Genomic DNA, 20806 nt, shown 5'->3' on the forward strand with positions numbered 1-20806 from the left:
CTTGTGCACAAAGCTATTCTTCTGTGGATAACTCTGCGACGGCCGTTAATTTTTCTAAATCGAGGGACGCAATTTCCCATTCTTTCCACAATTCCTCTGTGCGTTGCTCTTCGCGATGCAGTTCCTTTTGGAGGGACTGGGATGCTACCATGTCTTGGTTCGTCGCCGCCTCGGTCAGTGCGAAGGCCAATTCGGACTGTTTGTGTTCGCTCTCGGCAATCGATTGCTCCAGTGTCGCCACGCGGTCTCGCAATTTTTTCATATCTGAGGACCGGATGCGCGGTACAGAGCTCCGAGACAGCGCTGCGCTGTCCATCGTTGCAAAGGCATGTGCGGATTTTTTCAGCACCACTTCTGTTGCAGATGAATGGGTTGCGTATTTCGCGAGTTCTTCGAGTTTGTGTTGATAGTCACTATAATTTCCCGGATAGAGAGAGATTCCGGATGGACTCAAAACAGCCACATGCGTGGCGATGGCATCGATGAAGTAGCGGTCGTGAGACACAAAGAGGAGCGTTCCCGTAAAGTCTTCAAGAGCGTCTTCAAGGACTTCTTTACTCGTCAAATCCAAATGGTTCGTGGGTTCGTCAAGCACCAACGTGTTGCTCTGTTGCAGCATTAAGCGACACAGATTGAGACGGCTTTTCTCTCCTCCAGACAGTCCCGAGACGGGTGTCTCCACATCCTCCCCACGAAAGAGAAAGCGTCCGAGAGCGGTGCGGATGGTCGTTCGGTCGAGCGTCGGATAGTCGTCCCAAAGCTGTTCCAACACGGTTTTGGAGAAGTCTAGGGAGGCCTGTTCTTGGTCGGAATACCCGAGTTCCACATGTGCTCCCCACTGTACGTGACCGGATAGGGCGGGCAACTGTCCAATCAGCGTGCGTAGAAAAGTTGTTTTGCCAACTCCATTCGGACCGATGATGGCAATCCGCTGCCCTCTTTGAACGTTGAGTTGAATATCCGTTGCAAGGACTGTCGTGCCATAGCCGATGGATGCATGGTCTACCAGGAGAACGTCGCGGCCAGAAGGGCGAGCTTCCTGGAAAGACAGACTGAGTTTTGCAGAAGCCCCTTGTGGGCGCTCGAGAGGAACGAGTTTTTCGAGCATGCGGCGCCGACTCTGTGCTCGTTTGGTGGTAGAGGCACGGACGATATTTTTTTGTATAAATTGTTCCATTCGAGCAATTTCTTTTTGCTGGGCCTCAAATTCCCGCGTTTGACTGGCCAAGGAGGCTGCTTTAGATTCGACATAATCCGTATAGTTGCCAGGATAGACCAGAGTCTTTCCAGCATTCACTTCGACAATGGTGGTTGCCACTTTGTCGAGAAAGTAGCGGTCGTGAGATACGACGACCATGGCACCAGCGTAGCTCACCAAATACGATTCCAGCCAAGAGAGAGTATCTGTGTCCAAATAGTTACTCGGTTCATCGAGCAGAAGGATGTTGGGGCGAGACGCCAAGAGGCGAGCCAGCGACAAGCGTGTCTTCTGCCCACCACTCAATTGACCCGTGGGTAGTGAGTGCAGTGCTGGGGAGAAGTCAAGGCCGTCCAATACGCGCCGAATGTTGGCGTCCACACTATAACCGTCCATATCCTCAAAAGTTTTCTGCAAAAGCGCATACCGCTCAACGACCGCTTCATACAGGGCATCATTGGTATAGACGTCTGGTCTACCCATCTCTTCTTCTGTAGCACGAAGTTCGCTCTCCACGGCGTGCACCCCAGAAAACGCTTGGCCCACGAAATCATAAACCGTCAAATTCTCTTCGCCACTCGCCGCATATTGGGAGACATACCCGATTGTCAAGCCTTTTGTTATAGAAACTTCGCCGCCATCTGGTTGCAACTCCCCGGTCAAGAGGCGGAGGAGGGTCGTTTTGCCTGCTCCGTTTGTCCCAATCACGGCAATTCGATCCCGCTCTTGCATCACCAGCGAAGCGTCTTTCAGCACGTCTTTGCCATCAAACGATTTTGTCAGGTGACTTGCCTGCAAAACAATCATTTTCAGTCCCCCAAGCTGCATACACTCTAGAAAATTCAGGTTGGTACAGGCTCGAGCCTGTACATTTCTGCCGTCAATTCCCCTTTCCAGTTTACTCGCTCGCGACGGGTGGGGAAAGCGCGGAACACGGAGCACTGAAAGGGGATTGCCATGACACGCCCGGACTTTCCGCTACCGAAAGGATTCCTCTGGCAGTATGAGTGGATTCAGTGGCTTCAAGCACACTCCAACCCGTGGTTGGATTCCATAGCAAAGGGACTGTCCTTGCTCGGCAACGAGCAGTTTTATCTGCTTGCCATTCCCATTGTATTCTGGTCGGTTCACCGCAAGCTCGGGCTCCGCCTCGGGTATATCTTCCTGTTCGGCATGTGGCTGAATTCGTGGCTCAAAGTGCTGATAGGCATTGTCCGTCCCATTGGCATACCAGGCATTCAGTCCGCGAAGGTTGCATCGGCGACAGGGTATTCCATGCCGAGCGGACACGCTCAGGGAACCATGACGTTTTGGATGCTACTCTCTTCTCTTTTGAAGCGTCGCATCGCCCTCTGGATTGGGATGATTCTGGTCTTGCTCGTGGGCTGGTCTCGTATCGTACTCGGTCTGCACTGGCCACTCGACGTCATGGTGGGCTGGGGTATTGGTCTCCTTGTTGCGAGTTTGGGGTGGGCTCTGGGGGGATGGTGGACGTATCGCCAATTCTCCTTTTCATCCCGCGCGTACCTTGCCGTGGTACTGCCGCTCCTCATGCTCGCCCTGCACACGACACCGACCGGGAAGGAGTACGCGGTGTTTCTCCTGAGTCTAGGCTTGGGTGCGCTCTTTGAGGAACACTTCCTTCATACGGAAATCGAAGACGGCTGGTGGCGGCGAATTTTTTCCAGCGTGATCGGCATCGCTGGCTTGATTGCGATACAATGGGGAATGAAGCGATGGGGAAGCACAGAGGAGGTGCTTCTTGTCCGCGATGCAGCTATTGGGTTGTTTGCCACTGTGGTTGCACCGTGGCTGTTCCTGAAGTGTGGACTTTATCGTCGGGAGGGAAGCCATCCTCACCATGCCGGAAAATGAGAGAGTAGTCGGCCCAGCAGAGGCCGCGCTGTTGGCCGAGAAGGGTGCCTTGCGTCGAGAACTCTTGGCGCGACGGAGCAGTCAGTCGGAGGAAGAGCGAAGCAGATTAGACGCCCGGATTCGCGCGCATGCTCTCAACTGGGTGACGGCGACGTTTGCAAAACGGCCGTTAACCATTGCTTTGTACCGAAGCATCCGCGGCGAGGTCAATCTGCACCCGCTCGGCGAACAACTGCGCGTGCTCGCGCATCACACGGTCTATCCGCGCACGGAGGCGGATGGACCGTTCATGAATTTTTACCGCGTGACGGCGGACGATGGCTTTGAAACGGGCCGATTCCACATTCCTGAACCGCTTGCCTCTGCGGACAGCCTGGTTTCGGTTGCAGACCTGGATGTCGTGTTCGTACCTGGTCTGGCGTTTGCAAAGGACGGCAACCGGCTGGGATACGGCGCAGGTTTTTACGATCGCGCTTTGAACTACCCACTCTTTCATGGTCATGCGGTGGGTGTGTTGTACCAGTTTCAGTGTCGTCCGTCCATCCCTGCGGGTGCGCACGACAGGCCCATGGACTTTCTGCTGTCGGAAGGAGGCGTCCATCGGTGCGAGCGCTCGGTCTAGTGTTGGCGGGTGGGCAGAGCCGCAGAATGGGCCAGGATAAACTGGCGTTGCCGGTGTCTCCGAACGAACGGCAAACCGTTGTGATGGCGGTCGTGGCGGCGGTGTCTCAACAGGCCGAGGTTGTTCGCGTGATTCGTCCGCCGCTCATCGAGGACGTCCCGCTTGTAGCTGGAAGGTATGGGTTAGGGGCGGATCGGACAGGAAAAACCGCAAAGATTGAGACGGTTTACGATGCAAGCGCGCACCAAGGTCCGCTTCAGGCATTGGCGGGAGCTTGGCCTGAGGAGCCGGATGCGTGGGACTGTGTTCTCGTAGCCGCTGGCGACATACCAGGACTTTCCGGAAGTACGTTGGGGGCGTGCGCCGAGGCGTTGATGGAGAGTATGGAGGCAGACGGGGTACTTTGCGTCTATCAAGGACGACCACAGCCCTTAGTGGCTGCGTATCGCTGGCGAGTCGGGCAAATTTTTCAAAAGCTGGCCAGGCAGGGCGAGCATCGTATACAGAACGCGCTGCGGGAGGTACCTTGTAAAATGTTGGATAGGCCTGAGTTCGCATCCAACGAGTGGGAATTGCGGCCGATTCACACGCCGGAGGATTATCGCGCCTGGTTGGAGAGAAGGGAGGCAGGGCGATGAAATATAAAGAAATTCCTGTGGAAGACGCTATTGGTTTGACGTTGGCACACGATATGACGCAAATTGTGCCCGGCGAATTCAAAGGTACAGCTTTTCACAAAGGGCACGTGATTCAAGAAGAAGATGTTCCGAGGCTTTACGACATGGGCAAACGCCATATCTATGTGCTCGAGTTGGAAGCGGGGGAAGTTCATGAAAACGATGCGGCTATCCGCATGGCGAACGCCCTGGCTGGCCCTCATGTGAAACTGTCCGACGTACATGAGGGGAAAGTGGTCTTGAAGGCTGCTTCGGCGGGCATGCTGTGGGTCGACGTGCGCCGCGTGACGGCGATGAATCTCATCGATGATGTTTCCATCGCTACGCGCACCCCTTATCTGCATGTGGATGAAGGAACATCCATCGCGGGCGTCCGTCCTATTCCACTGGTCATCGACGAAGAGAAGGTGCGGGCCGTGGAGCTCATCGCCGAAGAAGCCGTCGGAGGCAAGGCGATGATCGATGTGCTTCCGTACAAGCCACAGCGGGTCGTCTTGGTGACCACTGGGAGTGAAATTGAGTCAGGTCGCATTGTCGACAAGGCCGGACCAGTGCTGCGAGGCAAATTTGCTCGCTATGGGCTGGAAGTATTGCGTCAAGAATTCGTCGGAGATGATGTTTCGCGCATTGAGCAGGCGCTCAAGACGGCCCACGCCGACGGCGCCACGTTAGTTTGCGTCACAGGCGGTATGTCGGTCGATCCCGATGACAAATCGCCACTCGCTATTCGCAACGCGGCCACCCATGTGGTGACTTACGGCACGCCCATCCTACCAGGCTCTATGTTGATGTTGGCCTATTTGCGCGACATGACCATCTTTGGTCTTCCGGGTGCTGTGATTTATGACGAACGAACGTCATTTGACCTGCTGTTGCCACGAGTTTTGGCGGGAATCGCCGTGACGAAACAGGACATTGCTCCGCTCGGCGTGGGGGGATGGCTGAATGTCTGAGCCGTGTGTGGTCGGCGTGGTTGGATACTCTGGCGCTGGAAAGACAACGGTGGTTCTGAAGTTGATTCGCCACTTTCAGAGCAAAGGGAAATCTGTGGCCATCGTGAAGCACGACGGACACGCCGACACATCCGTGCTCGCGACCCATGAGACTCTGCGGGAGACTTTGCGGAACAAGGAGTTGCCGACCCGTTCAACGTGGCAAAAACCCGACAGCGATACGGACAGGTTTGAAAGAGCAGGTGCCCTGGCTACCATGGTCATAGGAGGTGGCCGAGTACTATGGTCGGCGCCTCATCCGGAGACGGTCAACCCACCCGACTGGGCGTTGGAATCCGTGCGGGAGTGGGCTCCGGCGGTCGACGTGATTGTCATGGAGGGCTTTAAACATGGGGCGTTTCCAAAAATCGCGGTGGCAGCGACGGTTGCAAAGCTCGAGGAGTTGCTCTCCCAGTTAGCATCGGGTACGGTCGTCGCTGGATTGGTTTGGACCGGAGATCGTCTCGACGGCGCCAGCGACGTGCGTGGGGTCAGAGTGTTCGCATCGGATCGATGGGAGCAATTTGTGGACTTCTTAGACCAACAGACGTGCTTAGACTTCGGACCGTCATCCTCGGGCAACTGTCGTTAGACATCCCAAATCTCAAAAAAAAAGTTCTTCAACATGCTTGCAAAGCGAAGACTAAGTGAGTATCATTAGGGCTGGTGTTAGCACTCAAACGAGATGAGTGCTAACAAAGTCGGGTTTTATGATGACGAGGAGGGTGTTCCTATGCTGAAGCCACTCGCAGACCGCGTTGTGGTCCGACCGGTAGAACGTGAGGAGAAGACCGCGAGCGGGATTTTCCTGCCGGACAATGCGAAAGAAAAACCGCAAGAAGGCGAAATTATGGCTGTTGGTGCTGGTCGTTATGAAGATGGCAAAAGAATTGCACTCGATGTCAAAGTCGGCGACCGCGTCATTTACTCTAAGTACGCTGGTACGGAAATCAAAGTGGACAATGAAGAAGTGCTGATTCTGCGCGAGAGCGACATTCTCGCAATTGTTGAGAAGTAATCTACATAGGACAGGGAGGTTTGACCCATGGCGAAAGAGATTAAGTTTGGTGAAGACGCTCGGCGCGCAATGTTGCGCGGCGTAGACGCACTTGCGGACGCGGTGAAAGTCACACTCGGTCCGAAGGGCCGCAACGTCGTGTTGGAGAAGAAATTCGGTTCTCCGCTCATCACGAATGATGGTGTGACCATCGCAAAGGAAATTGAACTGGAAGACACGTTCGAAAACATGGGTGCGCAGTTAGTGAAAGAAGTCGCTACGAAGACCAACGACGTTGCTGGTGATGGAACAACCACAGCTACCGTGTTGGCGCAAGCGATGATTCGCGAAGGCCTCAAGAATGTGGCTGCTGGAGCCAATCCAATGGTTCTGCGTAAAGGCATTGAGAAAGCTGTGAATGCGGCTGTTTCGGAAATCCAACGCATTTCCAAGCAAGTCGAAGGCCGTGAAAATATTGCGCAAGTCGCTGCCATTTCAGCTGGCTCTGACGAAGTCGGCGTGTTGATTGCCGATGCTATGGAGAAGGTTGGCAAGGACGGCGTTATCACGGTCGAAGAGTCGAAAGGTTTCACCACGGAGCTTGAAGTCGTGGAAGGCATGCAGTTTGACCGCGGTTACATCTCGCCGTACATGGTCACCGATACCGATAAGATGGAAGCGGTTTTGGATGAACCATACATTCTAGTCACGGACAAGAAAATCGGCAACATCCAAGAGATTTTGCCAGTCCTAGAGCGGGTGGTTCAGTCTGGTCGTCCGCTGTTGTTGATTGCTGAAGATGTGGAAGGCGAAGCGTTGGCGACCTTGGTGGTCAACAAACTGCGCGGTACTTTCACAGCGGTCGCGGTCAAAGCTCCTGGTTTTGGCGACCGCCGCAAAGCGATGCTTCAGGACATCGGAATTTTGACGGGTGGCCAAGTCATCTCCGAAGAACTTGGTTTGGAGTTGAAAAACACATCGATTGACATGCTCGGTCGCGCGCGTCAAATTCGTGTCTCCAAGGAGAACACCATCATTGTCGATGGCAACGGAGACAAGACGGAAATCGAAGCTCGCATCAAGCAGATTAAGACGCAAATTGATGAGACGACTTCTGATTTTGACCGTGAAAAACTGCAAGAGCGTTTGGCCAAATTGGCGGGTGGTGTCGCCGTCATCAAAGTCGGCGCCGCTACGGAGACCGAGTTGAAAGAGAAGAAATTGCGCATTGAAGATGCGTTGAACGCAACTCGTGCTGCGGTCGAAGAAGGTATTGTAGCGGGTGGCGGTACTGCTCTTGTGAACGCCATTGCCGCGATTGAGAAAGTTGAAGCTACGGGTGACGAAGCCACCGGTTTGAATTTGGTACGCAAGGCTTTGGAAGCTCCTGTGCGCCAGATTGCTGACAATGCTGGAGTAGAAGGTTCCATTATCGTGGAACGTCTGAAGCGTGAGGCTGTCGGTTTTGGGTACAATGCAGCGACTGGCGAGTGGGTTGACATGATTAAGGCTGGTATTGTGGACCCAGCGAAAGTAACGCGTTCAGCAGTTCAGAATGCTGCTTCGGTCGCAGCTCTATTCTTGACCACAGAGTCGGTGGTCGCGGACAAACCAGAGAAGGACAAAGCTCCTGCTGGTATGCCTGGCGGCGGCATGGGCGGTATGGACATGATGTAATTTTCTTCACCCCTGTGGCCATGAATATGGTTACGAGTGTGGAGCAGAACGTGAGGGACCCCGGTAGGGTCCCTCTTTTTTCGTGAAAGCCATTTTGTGAGTTCTAAATCTCGCTCTTCCGGCATCTCGAAGGTCTGCTGGGAAGGATTATCAGAGTCGTTGGCGAAGGTAACTATAAGCTGATTTCGACAACATCAGCGCTCCTGCAGCCAGTCCTACTTTAGAACAGACGGCGAGGCTCGGGAATTTCCGTAAGGAGGTGGGGAGAATGGTTCAAGGATTGGGCGCATTGCATACTGCAGTGCAAATTGACTTATTGCACCAAAAACTACAAACTGAGCAACAAACCGTTCAGAGACTCAGTGCACAGCCGAAAGTTGCTGGTGTCACGCACATTGCGGGGACGACTGGCACCTCTGCTGCCGGTCAAATTGTCGATGCGTACGCGTAACGGTGTTTTCATTTGGAAAGTTGGCAAACTCGGCGAAAGCCGGGGACGCAAAGCCATGGGCCTAATGCGTAATGCAATGGTTGCCAGGTTGCAGAGTCCTGCGGCCTGGCTTTTCTTTTCGGCATAGTAACGGTGACCGCTTGACGGAATATGTGCGGTAATCATTGCTTGGCAGTCACGACCCGTCACTTCGGACGATTGCGCACGGTGATGAGGATAGCAAGGACTGCGAGCAAAAACGCGACAAGTAAGACAATAGGCATTCCCAGTGATTCCGCCTCCCCTTCGACACGGTACAGCCACTCATTCCAGCGTACACTTTTCCCGGTTCAATTGCACACTGAGGGGAGATCTCAGATTCTGCTGAGACGAAACTACTGTTTCGCATGGTTGGAGGCTTGCAGAAGCTTCAGAAATGCACTCGAAGACCAAGGAAACGACAGTTATTAAAGATGGTATGTACGATGAGACAGCTGTTTTATTTTAATTCAGGAAAATTTGGAATATGAAATAGTCATACATATCCTAATTCTTACTCCTGCCTTGTTGTATAATGGACTCACGCCATCGCATGGGCATTTTACTCTCCGAAAATAGAGGTTCTGCAAGAAGTTTGTTTGTGGCTCGAAATCTTTGTTTATCGACATTAAGACACTAAATAGAGAACATCCTGAAAAACTCGGGGCGAAGGAGATATGAAGAGTGGAGATGCGCGTCAAATCTGTCCCGCTGGACGAGTGGAATTCGGAATTGGAATCCATCCGTTCCAACCTTCGCAATGTGGTCGTGGGGAAAGAAGAAGTTGTTCGTCTGGTCTTGACGGCCCTTTTGGCAAACGGCCATTGCCTCATTGAAGACGTTCCTGGAGTTGGAAAGACGTTGTTGGTCAAAGCTATAGCCAAGTCGCTCGGTTGCGAATTTAAGAGAATTCAATTCACTCCGGATTTATTACCCTCAGATGTCACTGGGTTATCCATCTACAATCAGAAAAGCCAAGAGTTTGAATTTCGTCCCGGTCCGATTTTTGGACAAATAGTGCTGGCGGACGAAATCAACCGAACTTCGCCGAAGACGCAAGCGGCCTTGTTGGAAGCTCTCGAAGAGCAGTCTGTCACAGCAGACGGACACACCTACCTTTTGCCCTCACCCTTTTTCGTTCTTGCGACGGAAAACCCGATTGAATTCGAGGGAACGTTTCCTTTGCCAGAGGCACAGTTGGACCGATTTTTGCTCAAATTCGGGATGGGATACCCGTCCGTAGACGATGAACTCGAAATTCTTCGCCATCACGGGACCAAAACGCCGCTGGAGTCGATGACGGCTGTCGCGAGTCCCGCTGACGTCGTCCGATGGCGCAAAGTGACCCGTGAAGTTCACGTGGAAGACGAGATTGCTCGTTATATTGTGCACATCGTCCAGGCCACCAGAAAGCACGCTAACCTTGTTTTGGGTGCGTCACCGCGGGCCTCACTGGCACTGTACCGAAGTGCCCAAGCATTTGCGTTTACCGCAGGGCGGAACTACGTAGTTCCGGACGACGTTCGCCACTTGACTCCGTACGTCCTCGTCCATCGCATGATGCTGTCGGCAGAGGCGAGGTTGTCCGGCCATTCAATGGAGGGCACGATTGGCGACATTTTGTCGAAGACGCGCATTCCGAGTTTGCACGGAGTTAGTTACTGATGACCGCCAGACGACTGTTGTTTTTTGTCCTTCAAATGGCTCTCCTTGTTGGGCTGTACATCTTCGGTCGCGTCAATGGCGGCTTCTTTTCATGGTTTCTCTTTTATTTCACGCTGTGTTTGAGCGTTTACGAATGGGGTACGGCCTGGACGGGCTTAAGCGGGTTGGCCGTTGACAAGCAAGTGTCGGCGGAGCGGTTGACAGCCGGTCAGTCGTTGCGCATCATGCTAGACTTTGAGCGATCCGGTTGGTGGCCACTGTCTTGGTTGCGTCTGGCGGAAGACGTTCCAGAGCGCATTGGACTGCAGGCGGTTCCGCAGAGTGTCATGCTCATTCCCTTATTCTCGAAAAAATTTCAGTATGCCTATCAGTTGGATCGTTTGCCGCGGGGAGTGTTTCATATTGGGTCGACCTCTTTAGAAACGGGAGATTGGCTGGGTATCGTGCACTCTCACGGCCAACATGAAAGTTCGCATCACATTACCGTCGTGCCAGCTACGGTCGAAGTACGCGGATGGCTGTTGAAATCGACGGAAGAGGGCGGTCTTCGGCAGAGTGTGCGCCAGCGTTCCGAGGAGTCCTCGAGCGTGGTCGGTGTGCGGGACTATGTTGAAGGAGATCGCCTCAGTCGGGTTCATTGGCCAGCCACGGCGCGGCGCGGCATGCTTCAGGCGAAAGAATTTGAGCGCCAAATATCGGCGGACGTAGCGTTTTTAGTCGATGCTTCGGCAACTTCGTATGCGCCGTTTACGCCGGAAGAATTTGAACGCTCGATGGTGATGACAGCCAGTCTGATGCGGCACGCCCAGCAACTTCGCCGCCGCTTCACTCTGATGGTCTACCGGGGGCATGTCCACATGTTGCCGCCAGGTAGTCAGGAGGCGCTCTTTGTGCGCGCGATGGATATCTTGGCCGAGCTCACACCGAGCGAATCGATGCCTTTTGCGGACACGGTTGCCAGGCTGGCTGCCGATGCGCCAAGAGGATCGTCGTTGGTGCTGGTCTCACCCCGTTTCGACGCCGCCATGCTGCAGTCGGTTTGGGCTCTGCGCCGACAGCATCCGATGGAATGGTTTGCACCCGTTGCTCCAGCAGGGCTGACGACTGAATCGCGGGTCGTGGTGCAGCGCCTTCAGGAGATGGGCGTCCGCGTCCATCTCATCGGGGACGTGGCGCAGCTCGGCACGCTGCGAAAGGAAGGGATGAACGTTGTCCAACGCGCCTAATCCGTCTTCTCTGGCTCTGCGCCTGCTGCTCGGGTTTGCCGCCGCTCTCTGGCTCTACCTGTTCATGCCGCCGATTGGTGCTCTCGGCTTGCTCCACCAGCCGGTCACGATGCTCTGGCTGTTGGTCCCATTGGCTGTGGCACAGGCGTTTCCTTGGAAAATTGTTCGGCTGGTGGTCGGAGTGGGAGCGTCTTTTGGTTATATATTTCACTATTATCGACTTGCTTTACCGTATCTTCCCTCTAGCAAAGCGCTCGTCCATCGGGAATGGACGGAAATGAGTCTCCTTCTTCGGCAACATCAGTTGGTCGATCCGCTACAGACTCAGCTGTTTCTCTTCTTTCTCTGCTTCCTTTTTTGGTTGGTGACGTATGCGGTGCACCGTCGCCGCCTCTGGATTTTCTATAATGGTATCGGACTTCTCGTGCTCGGCATCATGGATGGCAATACCAAAGTCCACCCGAACGTGGAATTGGTGACCATGGTCTTTTTGGCCATCGCCGTTCTTGGCGCGACGGAATTCAGTCGGTTGGCCACCACGCCGTTTCAGCGGCGTACGCTGTGGGCCCGGTTCACGTTTCCGCTGGCTCTCCTCCTCTGCCTGTCTTCAGGGGTTGCCTTCGCACTGCCGAAGCCCGCGGCGAGTTGGCCCGACCCTTTCGACCATCTTGGGACGGGCAGTGGACCCCCGCGGTCTGGTGCAGGAGATCATTATGTCGGCTATCAGTTGAATGACAGCCATTTGGGCGGTCCGTTTATTGAAGACAATGCCCCGGTCCTCTCCGTTATTGAGAGCCGCCCCACGTACATTGGCGGTCAAACGCTAAGCACCTATACTGGGAAAGGGTGGGTTTCTGCAGGTCTGACGGGATCGTCCGTTCAAAATGTTCCTATTGGCAAACCGTTTCTTGCGACGACGGATGATGCCATTCATCATTTGCCGACTAAACCCTTGAAACAGACCATCACTGTTTTGACCAATCGAGTGGATACGCACATACTGCTCGGAGCCTATGCGGTCAACGAGGTCGACTCGCTTCCGGATGTTCTCGGCAATAATCTGGTCTACGACGACATCCAAGGCAATCTCATCGGCCCTCAACTCTCAAAAGGCTCGACTTATGTATTGACGAGTACGCAGCTCGTGGAACCGTATCGATATCTGGCTCAGTCATCGCCTGCTTTAGCTGGTTTGCGGGCGCAATTGCCACGGATGGTCGTCCGGTACGACTTGCAACTGCCCACCAGTTTGCCGGAGGACGTGCGCCAACTGGCGAAAAAAATCACGGCTCATGCGAAGACCGAATACGGGGCAGCCGTGCGGATTGAATCTTATTTGAAGTCACACTATACGTACCATAGTCAAGGCGTTCCAGTCCCTTCGAAGAATCAGGACTACGTCGCGCAGTTTCTATTTCAATCGAAGCGGGGTTACTGTAACAATTTTTCTTCTTCGATGGCGGTCCTGCTTCGGACTATCGGCGTTCCCACCCGCTGGGCGACAGGGTTTGCTGCGGGAACGGAAAATACCAATTATGCTGGACCAGGTCAGGAGTATACCATTACTGAAGCGGATGCCCATTCGTGGGTAGAGGTATACTTCCCGGGTGATGGCTGGGTTCCGTTTGACCCAACGCCCACCTACAGCATGCCTTTTGCGCCAGGCACGGCGAGTGCGAAATCTGCGGCTGCGGCCAAGCCAACCCCGCCCGTTGCACCGGACAAGACGCCGCCCGTCACGCCCGTGAAGCATCACGTCGTTCAACCGCCGAAAAATGAGGGTAGTGCCGGAGAGGTTGGCACGTCCTCGGGATTTACCTTAGCTTGGTGGGTGTGGCTAGGTTTGGCGGTGGCAGCCGCCACGGGTGGTGCCATGCTTCTCTACAAGCGCCGCTTGCGGCCCGCAGCTCGGGTGCGCGAGTGGGAACGGACGCCGCGGCGGGCACGCGGGCGGAAACTGTCAGCGCGCCCACTCCTGTACCTTATCTCCCGGCTGCAAGCCGTTGGTTGGGTGCCAGATGGGGTTGTGAGTTTGCGTGATTTGGTGCGACCGGCGGAGCGCACACGGGTGTCTTTGTCTTCCGTCCGAAAAATGGTGACCATTTTGGAAGCCCATTGGTATGGCGGGCGTGAAGTAACTTCGGCGGATAGGAACTTTTTAGTGAACACGTGGTTGGTGTTTTTGGCAGGTATCGGGAAACCTCGTCGGTCCCGCCGTGAGCGCAAGGAATCCGGCTTGGACCGTTGACCTCGCGAGTCGGCGTCTGTAGAATGGGGTCTAACTTTGGGCAATCATGCCGCAACAGGAGAGGGTTTTTGCGTGTCCCAGCATGAGGTCGTCGTCGTCCTCGATTTCGGCGGTCAATACAATCAGTTGATTGCCCGTCGAATTCGCGATTTGAATGTGTTTTCGGAACTGCTTCCACACACGGTGACCGCTTCGGAATTGGCCGGCCGAAACGTCAAAGGCATTGTCTTCAGTGGTGGGCCCAACAGTGTCTTTGCTGAAGGTGCACCACAGGTCGACCGCTCCATTTTTGAATTAGGTGTCCCCATTTTAGGGATTTGCTACGGCATGCAGTTGATGGCAAAACATTTTCAGGCCCGAGTGGAACGCGGGCAAACAAGAGAATACGGACGGGCCATGTTGCATGTTGCGGCTGCCGACAGCCCTCTGTACGCCAATCAACCAGCCCAACAACAGGTGTGGATGAGCCATACCGACGCAGTGCTGGACGTGCCCGCAGGATTCGTTCAAGACGCGCTGACGGAGTCCGGCACGATTGCCGCTATGAGTCACCGCGAAGCTCAGCTCTATGCCGTTCAGTACCATCCTGAGGTGCGGCATAGCGAGTACGGGCAGAAGTTGTTGCACAATTTTCTCTATGGAATCTGTGACTGTCGCGGGGACTGGACGATGGACACGCTGATCGACGACAGCATTGCCGCGATTCGCTCCAGAGTGGGCAGCGGCAGAGCCCTCTGTGCGATTTCCGGAGGAGTCGACTCGGCGGTCGCGGCTGCATTGGTTCATCGTGCCATCGGATCGCAATTGACCGCCGTTTTTGTCGATCACGGTCTTCTTCGCAAAGGTGAGTCGGATGCGGTGATGGGTACGCTGGCGGGAGACCTCGGCATTCACGTGGAGCGCGTGGATGCGCGCACACGATTTTTGGACCGACTGGCGGGCGTGGCTGACCCGGAAGAGAAACGAAAGCGGATTGGTGCGGAATTCATTCGTGTGTTTGAACACGAATCTGCATGTCTCGGTCCGTTTCAATTTCTTGTGCAGGGCACGCTCTATACGGATATCGTGGAGTCGGGCACGGCGACTGCTGCGACCATTAAGTCGCACCACAATGTGGGCGGTCTTCCGGAGGATTTGCAATTTGAATTGATTGAGCCGCTCAATCAACTCTTCAAAGACGAAGTTCGCGCGGTCGGAGAGAAGCTCGGTTTGCCCGAGGCTTTGGTTCACCGTCAACCGTTTCCTGGGCCGGGACTGGCCATACGCATCGTCGGTGAGATTACGGAAGAAAAACTGGTTTTGGTTCGTGAGACGGATGCCATCTTTCGCGAGGAGATTGCGAAAGCTGGATTGGACCGAGAAGTGTGGCAGTATTTCACCGTCCTAACTGGCAATAAATCGGTCGGGGTGATGGGTGATGAGCGGACTTACGCGTATACGGTGGCTTTGCGTGGCGTGGTCTCGCAAGACGGCATGACGGCAGATTGGGCGCGTATTCCGTTTGACGTCCTCGAGCGAGTCTCTACTCGCATCGTCAATGAAGTCGACGACGTGAATCGCGTGGTATACGACATTACCTCGAAACCACCGGCCACTATTGAGTGGGAGTAACTCCCTTGTGACGGAGATCGGCGCAAACTTTGGCCCGGTCCATGGGAGTGAAGCGGGTCGACAGAGGTTGTGGGTCGTCAGAGGTTGTGGGTCGTCAGAGGGCATATCCCTTCGGCGGCCCTGCTCTTGTTGCGATGCTCGTGTCGACAAAATTGAAATGTCGGAATAAAAGGTCGATTTTCTTCAAAAACGAACAATATATATCATTTTAGATTTAATGTTCGTGCTTGGCTCGGAACGTGGTAACATGGATGTAGATTCGGATGGGAAGAGGACGTCTGTGTTCTCCGAAAGAGGAGGAAGCTATATTGATAGAACGATATTCCCGGGCAGAAATGGCGAATCTCTGGACGCTCGAAGCGCGAATGCACTGGTGGCTCCAAGTGGAGATTCTTGCGACTGAAGCATGGTCCAAGCTCGGCGTAGTCCCGCCGGAAGACGCAGAGAGCATTCGCCACAATGCTCGGTTTGATGTGGAGCGAGTGCTCGAAATTGAGCAAGAGACACGTCACGATGTCGTGGCCTTCACGCGTGCCGTCTCTGAGTCTCTCGGACCGGAGCGGAAGTGGGTGCACTACGGATTGACGTCGACCGATGTGGTGGATACCGCTTTATCCGCTCAATTGCAGGGCGTCATCGAAGTGCTGCGAGAAGATATTCAGCAATTTCTTGAGACATTGCGCCAATTGGCGAATGCACATCGCTACACAGTGATGATGGGTCGAACCCATGGCGTTCATGCGGAACCCACGACTTTTGGGCTTAAAGTGGCACTCTGGTACGCCGAAATGGTGCGCAACTTGGAGCGTTTCGACGGTGCGAGTGAGCGCATGCGCTATGGCAAGATTTCTGGTGCCGTGGGGACGTATGCCAATGTCGATCCCTTCGTAGAGGAACATGTTTGCGCCAGGCTCGGACTCAAACCAGCCCCCATTTCCACACAGACCCTGCAGCGGGATCGACACGCGGAATTTATCTTCGTACTGGCGCTGATTGGAACCACATTGGACAAAATTGCCACGGAAATTCGAGGCTTACAAAAATCAGAAATTCGCGAAGTGGAGGAGCCTTTCTATAAAGGTCAGAAAGGTTCGTCTGCCATGCCGCATAAGCGCAACCCAGTTTCTTGTGAACAAGTATCCGGCTTGGCGCGCGTATTGCGCGGGTTTGTCGTGCCGGGTTTGGAAGATGTGCCACTTTGGCATGAGCGCGACATCAGCCATTCGTCGGTGGAGCGCATCGTCTTTCCAGATGCGACAATACTGCTCGATTACATGCTTCACCGCATGAACAGAATTCTGACGGATTTGCACATTTATCCAGAAAATATGCGCCGCAACATGGAGCGCACCTTTGGTTTGCCGTTCTCACAGCGCGTGCTGACCGCCCTCATTGACAAGGGGATGTCTCGTGAAGAGGCCTATGACACAGTGCAGCCACGAGCGATGCAGGCGTGGGAGGAAGGGCGGTCGTTTCGAGACTTGATTGGGAGTGTCGAAGAAGTTCAAGAGCGTCTGACACAACAAGAACTCGACGAGTGCTTCAATCCAGACTGGCATACGAAACACGTGGATTTGATTCTGCAGCGTCTGGGGATATAAATCGCGAGTAGCGTGAGGAGAGATGAGCCGTGACCATCAAAGCGGATCAATTTTATGAAGGCAAAGCGAAGAAAGTCTTTCGCACGGACTCGGACCGACTGTATTGGGTCGAGTACAAAGACGATGCGACGGCATTTAACGGAGAGAAGCGGGGGACTATTGCGGGGAAAGGTAGTGTCAACAACCGCATGAGCAATATGCTCTTCCGCCATTTAGAGAATAATGGAATTTCCACGCATTTCGTGGAACAGGTATCCGACCGCGAAACCATCGTTCACGCGGTAGAAATTGTGCCGTTAGAAGTTGTGGTGCGAAATGTCGTAGCGGGAAGTATGGCCAAACGCCTGGGTCTGGTTGAAGGAACTTCTTTGGAACAACCAATTGTTGAATTTTACTACAAAGACGATGCGCTGGGAGACCCGCTGGTGACGGAAGACCACATTCGCATTCTCCGTGTGGCGACCGAAGGAGATGTTACGGCCATGCGGGCGATGGCGCTTGCCGTCAATGCGCTGCTTCAGGAGAAGTTCGCAGAAGTGGGAGTTCTGCTCGTGGATTTCAAATTGGAGTTTGGCAGAGACCGCGATGGCGAACTCTTGTTGGCTGACGAAATTTCGCCGGACACGTGTCGGCTGTGGGATATGGAGACACTCGAAAAACTCGACAAAGATCGCTTTCGCAGAGATTTGGGTGGAGTAGAAGAGGCGTATGCAGAAATGTTGCGCCGACTGACAGAAGGGGGACTCGCACAGTGAAAGAATATCGGGCAGAGGTCCACGTGTGGCTCAAGCCGAGCGTTTTTGACCCGCAGGGCAATGCTGTCGAAAAGGCGGTTGCGGGACTTGGACATACGGGGATTCGCGGTATGCGCGTTGGCAAGTCGATGGAATTCACCGTCGAAGCAGACAGCAAGGAAGCGGCTTCCAAGATGGTGGAGACCGTGTGCGACCGGGTTCTTTGCAATCCTGTGATGGAAACTTATCGATACGTGCTCACGGCGAGGGATGGCGAATGAAGTGGGCCGTGATTGTCTTTCCTGGTTCTAACTGCGACGAAGACGCGGCGAACGCCATTGTGCGAGTTACAGGCGATTCTGCGGTGTTGGTTTGGCATCAACAGACTTCCTTAGAGGGATATGACGCCATCGTCTTGCCGGGTGGTTTTTCGTATGGAGACTACCTGCGCAGCGGCGCAATCGCTCGCTTCGCTCCTATTATGACAGCGGTGCACGAGCAGGCGCAGCGCGGCGTTCCGATTCTCGGCATCTGTAATGGATTTCAAGTTCTGACCGAGGCGGGGCTGTTGCCGGGCGGACTGCTTCGCAACGCGGATCTACACTTTCATTGCAAGATGGTGGAGTTGGAAGTGTTGAATAATCGCACGCCGTTTACTTCGGCTTATCAACTGGGGGAAATTATCCGAGTTCCCATCGCACATGGAGAAGGGCGCTACCACGCAGATGAAGAGACGCTGACCGGGCTCAAAGAAGGAGACGCCGTGGCGTTTCAGTATGTCGAGAATCCAAACGGTTCGGCCATGGGGATTGCCGGAATTGTCAACGAGCGCGGCAATGTGCTCGGTATGATGCCGCATCCGGAGCGGGCCGTGGCAGAGTTCATGCAGTCGGAAGATGGCGCTCGCTTATTTCAGTCGGTGCACGACTACGTGTTGGCGAAGGAGGTTTCTCATGCGCACTGAACCGACGCCAGAGGCCATTGAAGAGAATTCGCTGTATCGAGCGATGGGACTGACAGACGACGAATATCGAAGGGTCGTCGAACGCCTCGGACGCCGTCCCAACTATGTGGAGACGGGGCTGTTCGGCGTGTTGTGGTCGGAACATTGCTCGTACAAAAGTTCACGAGCGTATCTGAAGAAATTCCCCACCTCAGGGCCTCAGGTCTTGCAAGGTCCAGGAGAGAATGCGGGCGTGGTCGATATTGGAGATGGAATCGGTATCGCCTTCAAAATGGAGAGTCACAATCATCCTTCCGCGGTCGAACCGTATCAAGGCGCTGCCACCGGCGTGGGTGGGATTCTGCGTGACGTCTTCACCATGGGCGCACGGCCGATTGCATTCCTCAATTCCCTTCGATTTGGTCCACTTGAGGACGGGCATACACGCTACTTGTTCGCGAATGTGGTGGCGGGTATTGGCGGTTATGGAAATTGTGTCGGTATCCCTACGGTCGGCGGTGAGGCTGTGTTTGATCCCGCCTATACGCACAATCCACTGGTCAACGCCATGTGCGTCGGTATGCTCCCGGCGGACGCGATTGCCACGGGTGCGGCCAAAGGAGTGGGCAATCCCGTCTTCGTGGTCGGAAGCAGAACCGGGCGGGACGGCATTCACGGGGCGACCTTTGCTTCCACAGACAACCCGAAGGAGAAAGAGCGGTCGGCCGTTCAAGTGGGCGATCCGTTTCTTGGCAAGCTCCTTATGGAAGCTTGTCTGGAATTGATTTCGACGGGTGCGGTCGTTGGCATTCAGGACATGGGTGCGGCGGGCCTCACCTCGTCTTCGGCAGAGATGGCGAGCCGCGCAGGTGGTGGCGTGGAACTGTATTTGGACTTGGTGCCTTGTCGGGAGTCTGGGATGAGTCCGTATGAAATGATGCTTTCCGAGTCCCAGGAGCGTATGCTCGTGGTGATGGAAAAGGGCCAAGAGAGCTTGGCGTTCGACATTTTGCACAAGTGGGACTTGCAGGTCGAGGAAATCGGAAAAGTTACGGACGATGGTCGGTTGCGTCTTTTGTTTCATGGGGACGTCGTAGCGGACGTGCCGGTGTCGTTATTAGTGGACGAAGCGCCAGTCTATCAGCGCTGCGTGGTCGACCGCTACCATCAGCCCGGATTGGATGTCTCCTTGCCTGTTCCATCGTCGAATTGGGAAGCTGCTTGGTTGGAATTGCTCGCGCATCCCACGATTGCCGACAAACGTTGGATTTATCAGCAATACGATACGAGTGTTCGAGCGTCCACGTTGGTTGGCCCCGGTTCGGATGCGGCGCTGGTGCTCGTTCCGGGAACACAGAAGGCGGTGGCCATGGCGACGGACGGGAACGGTCGGTATGTCTACTTGAATCCGCGCGTCGGGGGTGCCATTGCGGTCGCGGAAGCGGCGCGCAATGTGGTTTGCTCGGGAGCGCGGCCGCTCGCTTTGACGAATTGCTTGAATTTCGGGAACCCAGAGAAACCGGCCATCATGCGCCAGTTTGCGGATGCTGTCGAGGGTATGGGAGAGGCCAGCCGCGCGTTGGATGTGCCCGTCGTATCGGGCAATGTTTCGTTTTATAACGAGACGGGTGGGACGGATATTTTCCCCACTCCTGTGGTGGGTGTCGTGGGTGTCTTGGACGCTCTCAATCGAGCTACGCCGTCTTCGTTTCAAGGAGATGGGCACGAAGTCGTCTTGGTTGGTGTGGATGAGCGGGGGTTGGATGGAAGCCTCTATTGGCAGCTTCAAGCCGGCAAGCCGGCAGGAGATGCGCCGTATTTTCGGATTGAAGAAGAAGTTCGGGTGCAGAAGCTCGTTCAAGCCGCAATTGCTGCTGGATATGTGCTCGCGGCTCACGACGTGAGTGAAGGAGGCTTGGCGGTCGCGCTCGCCGAGATGGCCGTGGGTCGCGGGGTTGGAGTGCAGGCGCAGCTAATAGCGGGATCGCCCGCAGGTGCATTCTTCGGCGAAGCGCAGGGGCGCATTCTGCTCGAAGTCGCGGATGGCCAGTTGGAGACATTGCAGGCATTGGCGGCCGCGAAAGAAGTCCCTTGCCAGCGCATCGGGCGCACTGGCGGAGCGATGGTCTCGATGACCGTCGGCTCAACCGATGCGATGAATGTCGCCGTCGCGCGCTTGGCGAGCGTTTATAACGCCACGTTGCCTGAGCGGATGAACGAACCGATTGCGCCGTGAAGCCGGACATGGGGTATGGGAATGAGATGGAGATG

18 protein-coding genes and 1 riboswitch are annotated in these 20806 nt (G+C 54.8%); of the genes, 17 read left to right on the forward strand and 1 reads right to left on the reverse strand.

What is annotated here, in order from left to right; genetic code table 11:
- Positions 1 to 13: 13 nt before the first annotated feature.
- Positions 14 to 2005, reverse strand: a complete 1992-nt coding sequence (locus tag M4I36_RS07675; RefSeq protein WP_258111149.1) for an ABC-F family ATP-binding cassette domain-containing protein — start codon at positions 2003 to 2005, stop codon at positions 14 to 16.
- 150 nt (positions 2006 to 2155) lie between these two features.
- On the opposite strand from M4I36_RS07675, the gene M4I36_RS07680 reads away from it, so the two are divergent.
- The 17 genes from M4I36_RS07680 (at position 2156) to purL (ending at position 20771) form a co-directional block, all read left to right on the forward strand.
- Positions 2156 to 3073 (forward strand): phosphatase PAP2 family protein, encoded by a 918-nt coding sequence (locus M4I36_RS07680; protein ID WP_258111150.1) that lies wholly within the window; start codon positions 2156 to 2158, stop codon positions 3071 to 3073.
- Positions 3060 to 3695 carry a 5-formyltetrahydrofolate cyclo-ligase gene (locus M4I36_RS07685; protein WP_258111151.1) on the forward strand — a complete coding sequence of 212 codons (636 nt, stop codon included), beginning with the start codon at positions 3060 to 3062 and terminating at the stop codon, positions 3693 to 3695. Before M4I36_RS07680 ends, M4I36_RS07685 begins: the two co-directional genes overlap by 14 nt.
- Positions 3677 to 4333 (forward strand): molybdenum cofactor guanylyltransferase, encoded by a 657-nt coding sequence (locus M4I36_RS07690; RefSeq protein ID WP_258111152.1) that lies wholly within the window; start codon positions 3677 to 3679, stop codon positions 4331 to 4333. Before M4I36_RS07685 ends, M4I36_RS07690 begins: the two co-directional genes overlap by 19 nt.
- Entirely contained in the window at positions 4330 to 5325 is a 996-nt protein-coding gene (locus M4I36_RS07695; protein ID WP_258111153.1) for a molybdopterin-binding protein, read from the forward strand. The genes M4I36_RS07690 and M4I36_RS07695 overlap by 4 nt, the downstream gene beginning before the upstream one ends.
- Positions 5318 to 5956 (forward strand): molybdopterin-guanine dinucleotide biosynthesis protein B, encoded by a 639-nt coding sequence (locus M4I36_RS07700; RefSeq protein ID WP_258111154.1) that lies wholly within the window; start codon positions 5318 to 5320, stop codon positions 5954 to 5956. Before M4I36_RS07695 ends, M4I36_RS07700 begins: the two co-directional genes overlap by 8 nt.
- Positions 5957 to 6097: 141 nt before the next feature.
- A complete protein-coding gene (gene groES / locus M4I36_RS07705) occupies positions 6098 to 6382 on the forward strand; it encodes a co-chaperone GroES (RefSeq protein ID WP_258111155.1) in 285 nt (94 codons plus the stop codon).
- Positions 6383 to 6409: 27 nt separating this feature from the next.
- Positions 6410 to 8038 carry a chaperonin GroEL gene (groL, locus tag M4I36_RS07710; RefSeq protein ID WP_258111156.1) on the forward strand — a complete coding sequence of 543 codons (1629 nt, stop codon included), beginning with the start codon at positions 6410 to 6412 and terminating at the stop codon, positions 8036 to 8038.
- Positions 8039 to 8306: 268 nt separating this feature from the next.
- Positions 8307 to 8489 carry a hypothetical protein gene (locus M4I36_RS07715; RefSeq protein WP_258111157.1) on the forward strand — a complete coding sequence of 61 codons (183 nt, stop codon included), beginning with the start codon at positions 8307 to 8309 and terminating at the stop codon, positions 8487 to 8489.
- 12 nt (positions 8490 to 8501) lie between these two features.
- Positions 8502 to 8585: riboswitch (cyclic di-GMP riboswitch) on the forward strand.
- A 612-nt stretch (positions 8586 to 9197) separates the two neighbouring features.
- On the forward strand, positions 9198 to 10172 hold the full coding sequence (locus M4I36_RS07720; protein ID WP_258111169.1) for an AAA family ATPase: 975 nt from the start codon (positions 9198 to 9200) through the stop codon (positions 10170 to 10172).
- Positions 10172 to 11398, forward strand: coding sequence for a DUF58 domain-containing protein (locus M4I36_RS07725; protein ID WP_258111158.1), 1227 nt, complete (start codon positions 10172 to 10174; stop codon positions 11396 to 11398). The genes M4I36_RS07720 and M4I36_RS07725 overlap by 1 nt, the downstream gene beginning before the upstream one ends.
- Entirely contained in the window at positions 11382 to 13646 is a 2265-nt protein-coding gene (locus M4I36_RS07730; RefSeq protein ID WP_258111159.1) for a transglutaminase-like domain-containing protein, read from the forward strand. The genes M4I36_RS07725 and M4I36_RS07730 overlap by 17 nt, the downstream gene beginning before the upstream one ends.
- Before the next feature lie 72 nt (positions 13647 to 13718).
- Positions 13719 to 15257 carry a glutamine-hydrolyzing GMP synthase gene (guaA, locus tag M4I36_RS07735; protein WP_258111160.1) on the forward strand — a complete coding sequence of 513 codons (1539 nt, stop codon included), beginning with the start codon at positions 13719 to 13721 and terminating at the stop codon, positions 15255 to 15257.
- Between the two features lie 308 nt (positions 15258 to 15565).
- A complete protein-coding gene (gene purB, locus M4I36_RS07740; protein WP_258111161.1) occupies positions 15566 to 16858 on the forward strand; it encodes an adenylosuccinate lyase in 1293 nt (430 codons plus the stop codon).
- Positions 16859 to 16893: 35 nt separating this feature from the next.
- Positions 16894 to 17613, forward strand: a complete 720-nt coding sequence (purC, locus tag M4I36_RS07745) for a phosphoribosylaminoimidazolesuccinocarboxamide synthase (RefSeq protein WP_258111170.1) — start codon at positions 16894 to 16896, stop codon at positions 17611 to 17613.
- The gene (gene purS / locus M4I36_RS07750) at positions 17610 to 17873 is read left to right on the forward strand and encodes a phosphoribosylformylglycinamidine synthase subunit PurS (RefSeq protein ID WP_258111162.1); all 264 of its coding nucleotides are present in this window, start codon (positions 17610 to 17612) and stop codon (positions 17871 to 17873) included. The genes purC and purS overlap by 4 nt, the downstream gene beginning before the upstream one ends.
- Positions 17870 to 18556, forward strand: a complete 687-nt coding sequence (gene purQ, locus M4I36_RS07755; protein WP_258111163.1) for a phosphoribosylformylglycinamidine synthase subunit PurQ — start codon at positions 17870 to 17872, stop codon at positions 18554 to 18556. Before purS ends, purQ begins: the two co-directional genes overlap by 4 nt.
- Positions 18546 to 20771, forward strand: coding sequence for a phosphoribosylformylglycinamidine synthase subunit PurL (gene purL / locus M4I36_RS07760; RefSeq protein WP_258111164.1), 2226 nt, complete (start codon positions 18546 to 18548; stop codon positions 20769 to 20771). The genes purQ and purL overlap by 11 nt, the downstream gene beginning before the upstream one ends.
- Positions 20772 to 20806: the final 35 nt, after the last annotated feature.

It is taken from the genome of Alicyclobacillus sp. SP_1, from assembly GCF_024706985.1.
In the GTDB taxonomy this organism is placed as follows: Bacteria; Bacillota; Bacilli; order Alicyclobacillales; family Alicyclobacillaceae; genus Alicyclobacillus_I.

Bases quoted from the DNA above. Each gene is read 5' to 3' on its own strand.
- M4I36_RS07685 (WP_258111151.1), top strand. From the start codon at position 3,060: ATGCCGGAAAATGAGAGAGTAGTCGGCCCAGCAGAGGCCGCGCTGTTG.
- M4I36_RS07720 (WP_258111169.1), top strand. From the start codon at position 9,198: ATGCGCGTCAAATCTGTCCCGCTGGACGAGTGGAATTCGGAATTGGAA.
- groL (WP_258111156.1), top strand. From the start codon at position 6,410: ATGGCGAAAGAGATTAAGTTTGGTGAAGACGCTCGGCGCGCAATGTTG.
- M4I36_RS07725 (WP_258111158.1), top strand. From the start codon at position 10,172: ATGACCGCCAGACGACTGTTGTTTTTTGTCCTTCAAATGGCTCTCCTT.
- M4I36_RS07695 (WP_258111153.1), top strand. From the start codon at position 4,330: ATGAAATATAAAGAAATTCCTGTGGAAGACGCTATTGGTTTGACGTTG.
- M4I36_RS07675 (WP_258111149.1), bottom strand. From the start codon at position 2,005: ATGATTGTTTTGCAGGCAAGTCACCTGACAAAATCGTTTGATGGCAAA.
- groES (WP_258111155.1), top strand. From the start codon at position 6,098: ATGCTGAAGCCACTCGCAGACCGCGTTGTGGTCCGACCGGTAGAACGT.
- purQ (WP_258111163.1), top strand. From the start codon at position 17,870: ATGAAGTGGGCCGTGATTGTCTTTCCTGGTTCTAACTGCGACGAAGAC.
- purL (WP_258111164.1), top strand. From the start codon at position 18,546: ATGCGCACTGAACCGACGCCAGAGGCCATTGAAGAGAATTCGCTGTAT.
- M4I36_RS07700 (WP_258111154.1), top strand. From the start codon at position 5,318: ATGTCTGAGCCGTGTGTGGTCGGCGTGGTTGGATACTCTGGCGCTGGA.
- M4I36_RS07715 (WP_258111157.1), top strand. From the start codon at position 8,307: ATGGTTCAAGGATTGGGCGCATTGCATACTGCAGTGCAAATTGACTTA.
- M4I36_RS07680 (WP_258111150.1), top strand. From the start codon at position 2,156: ATGACACGCCCGGACTTTCCGCTACCGAAAGGATTCCTCTGGCAGTAT.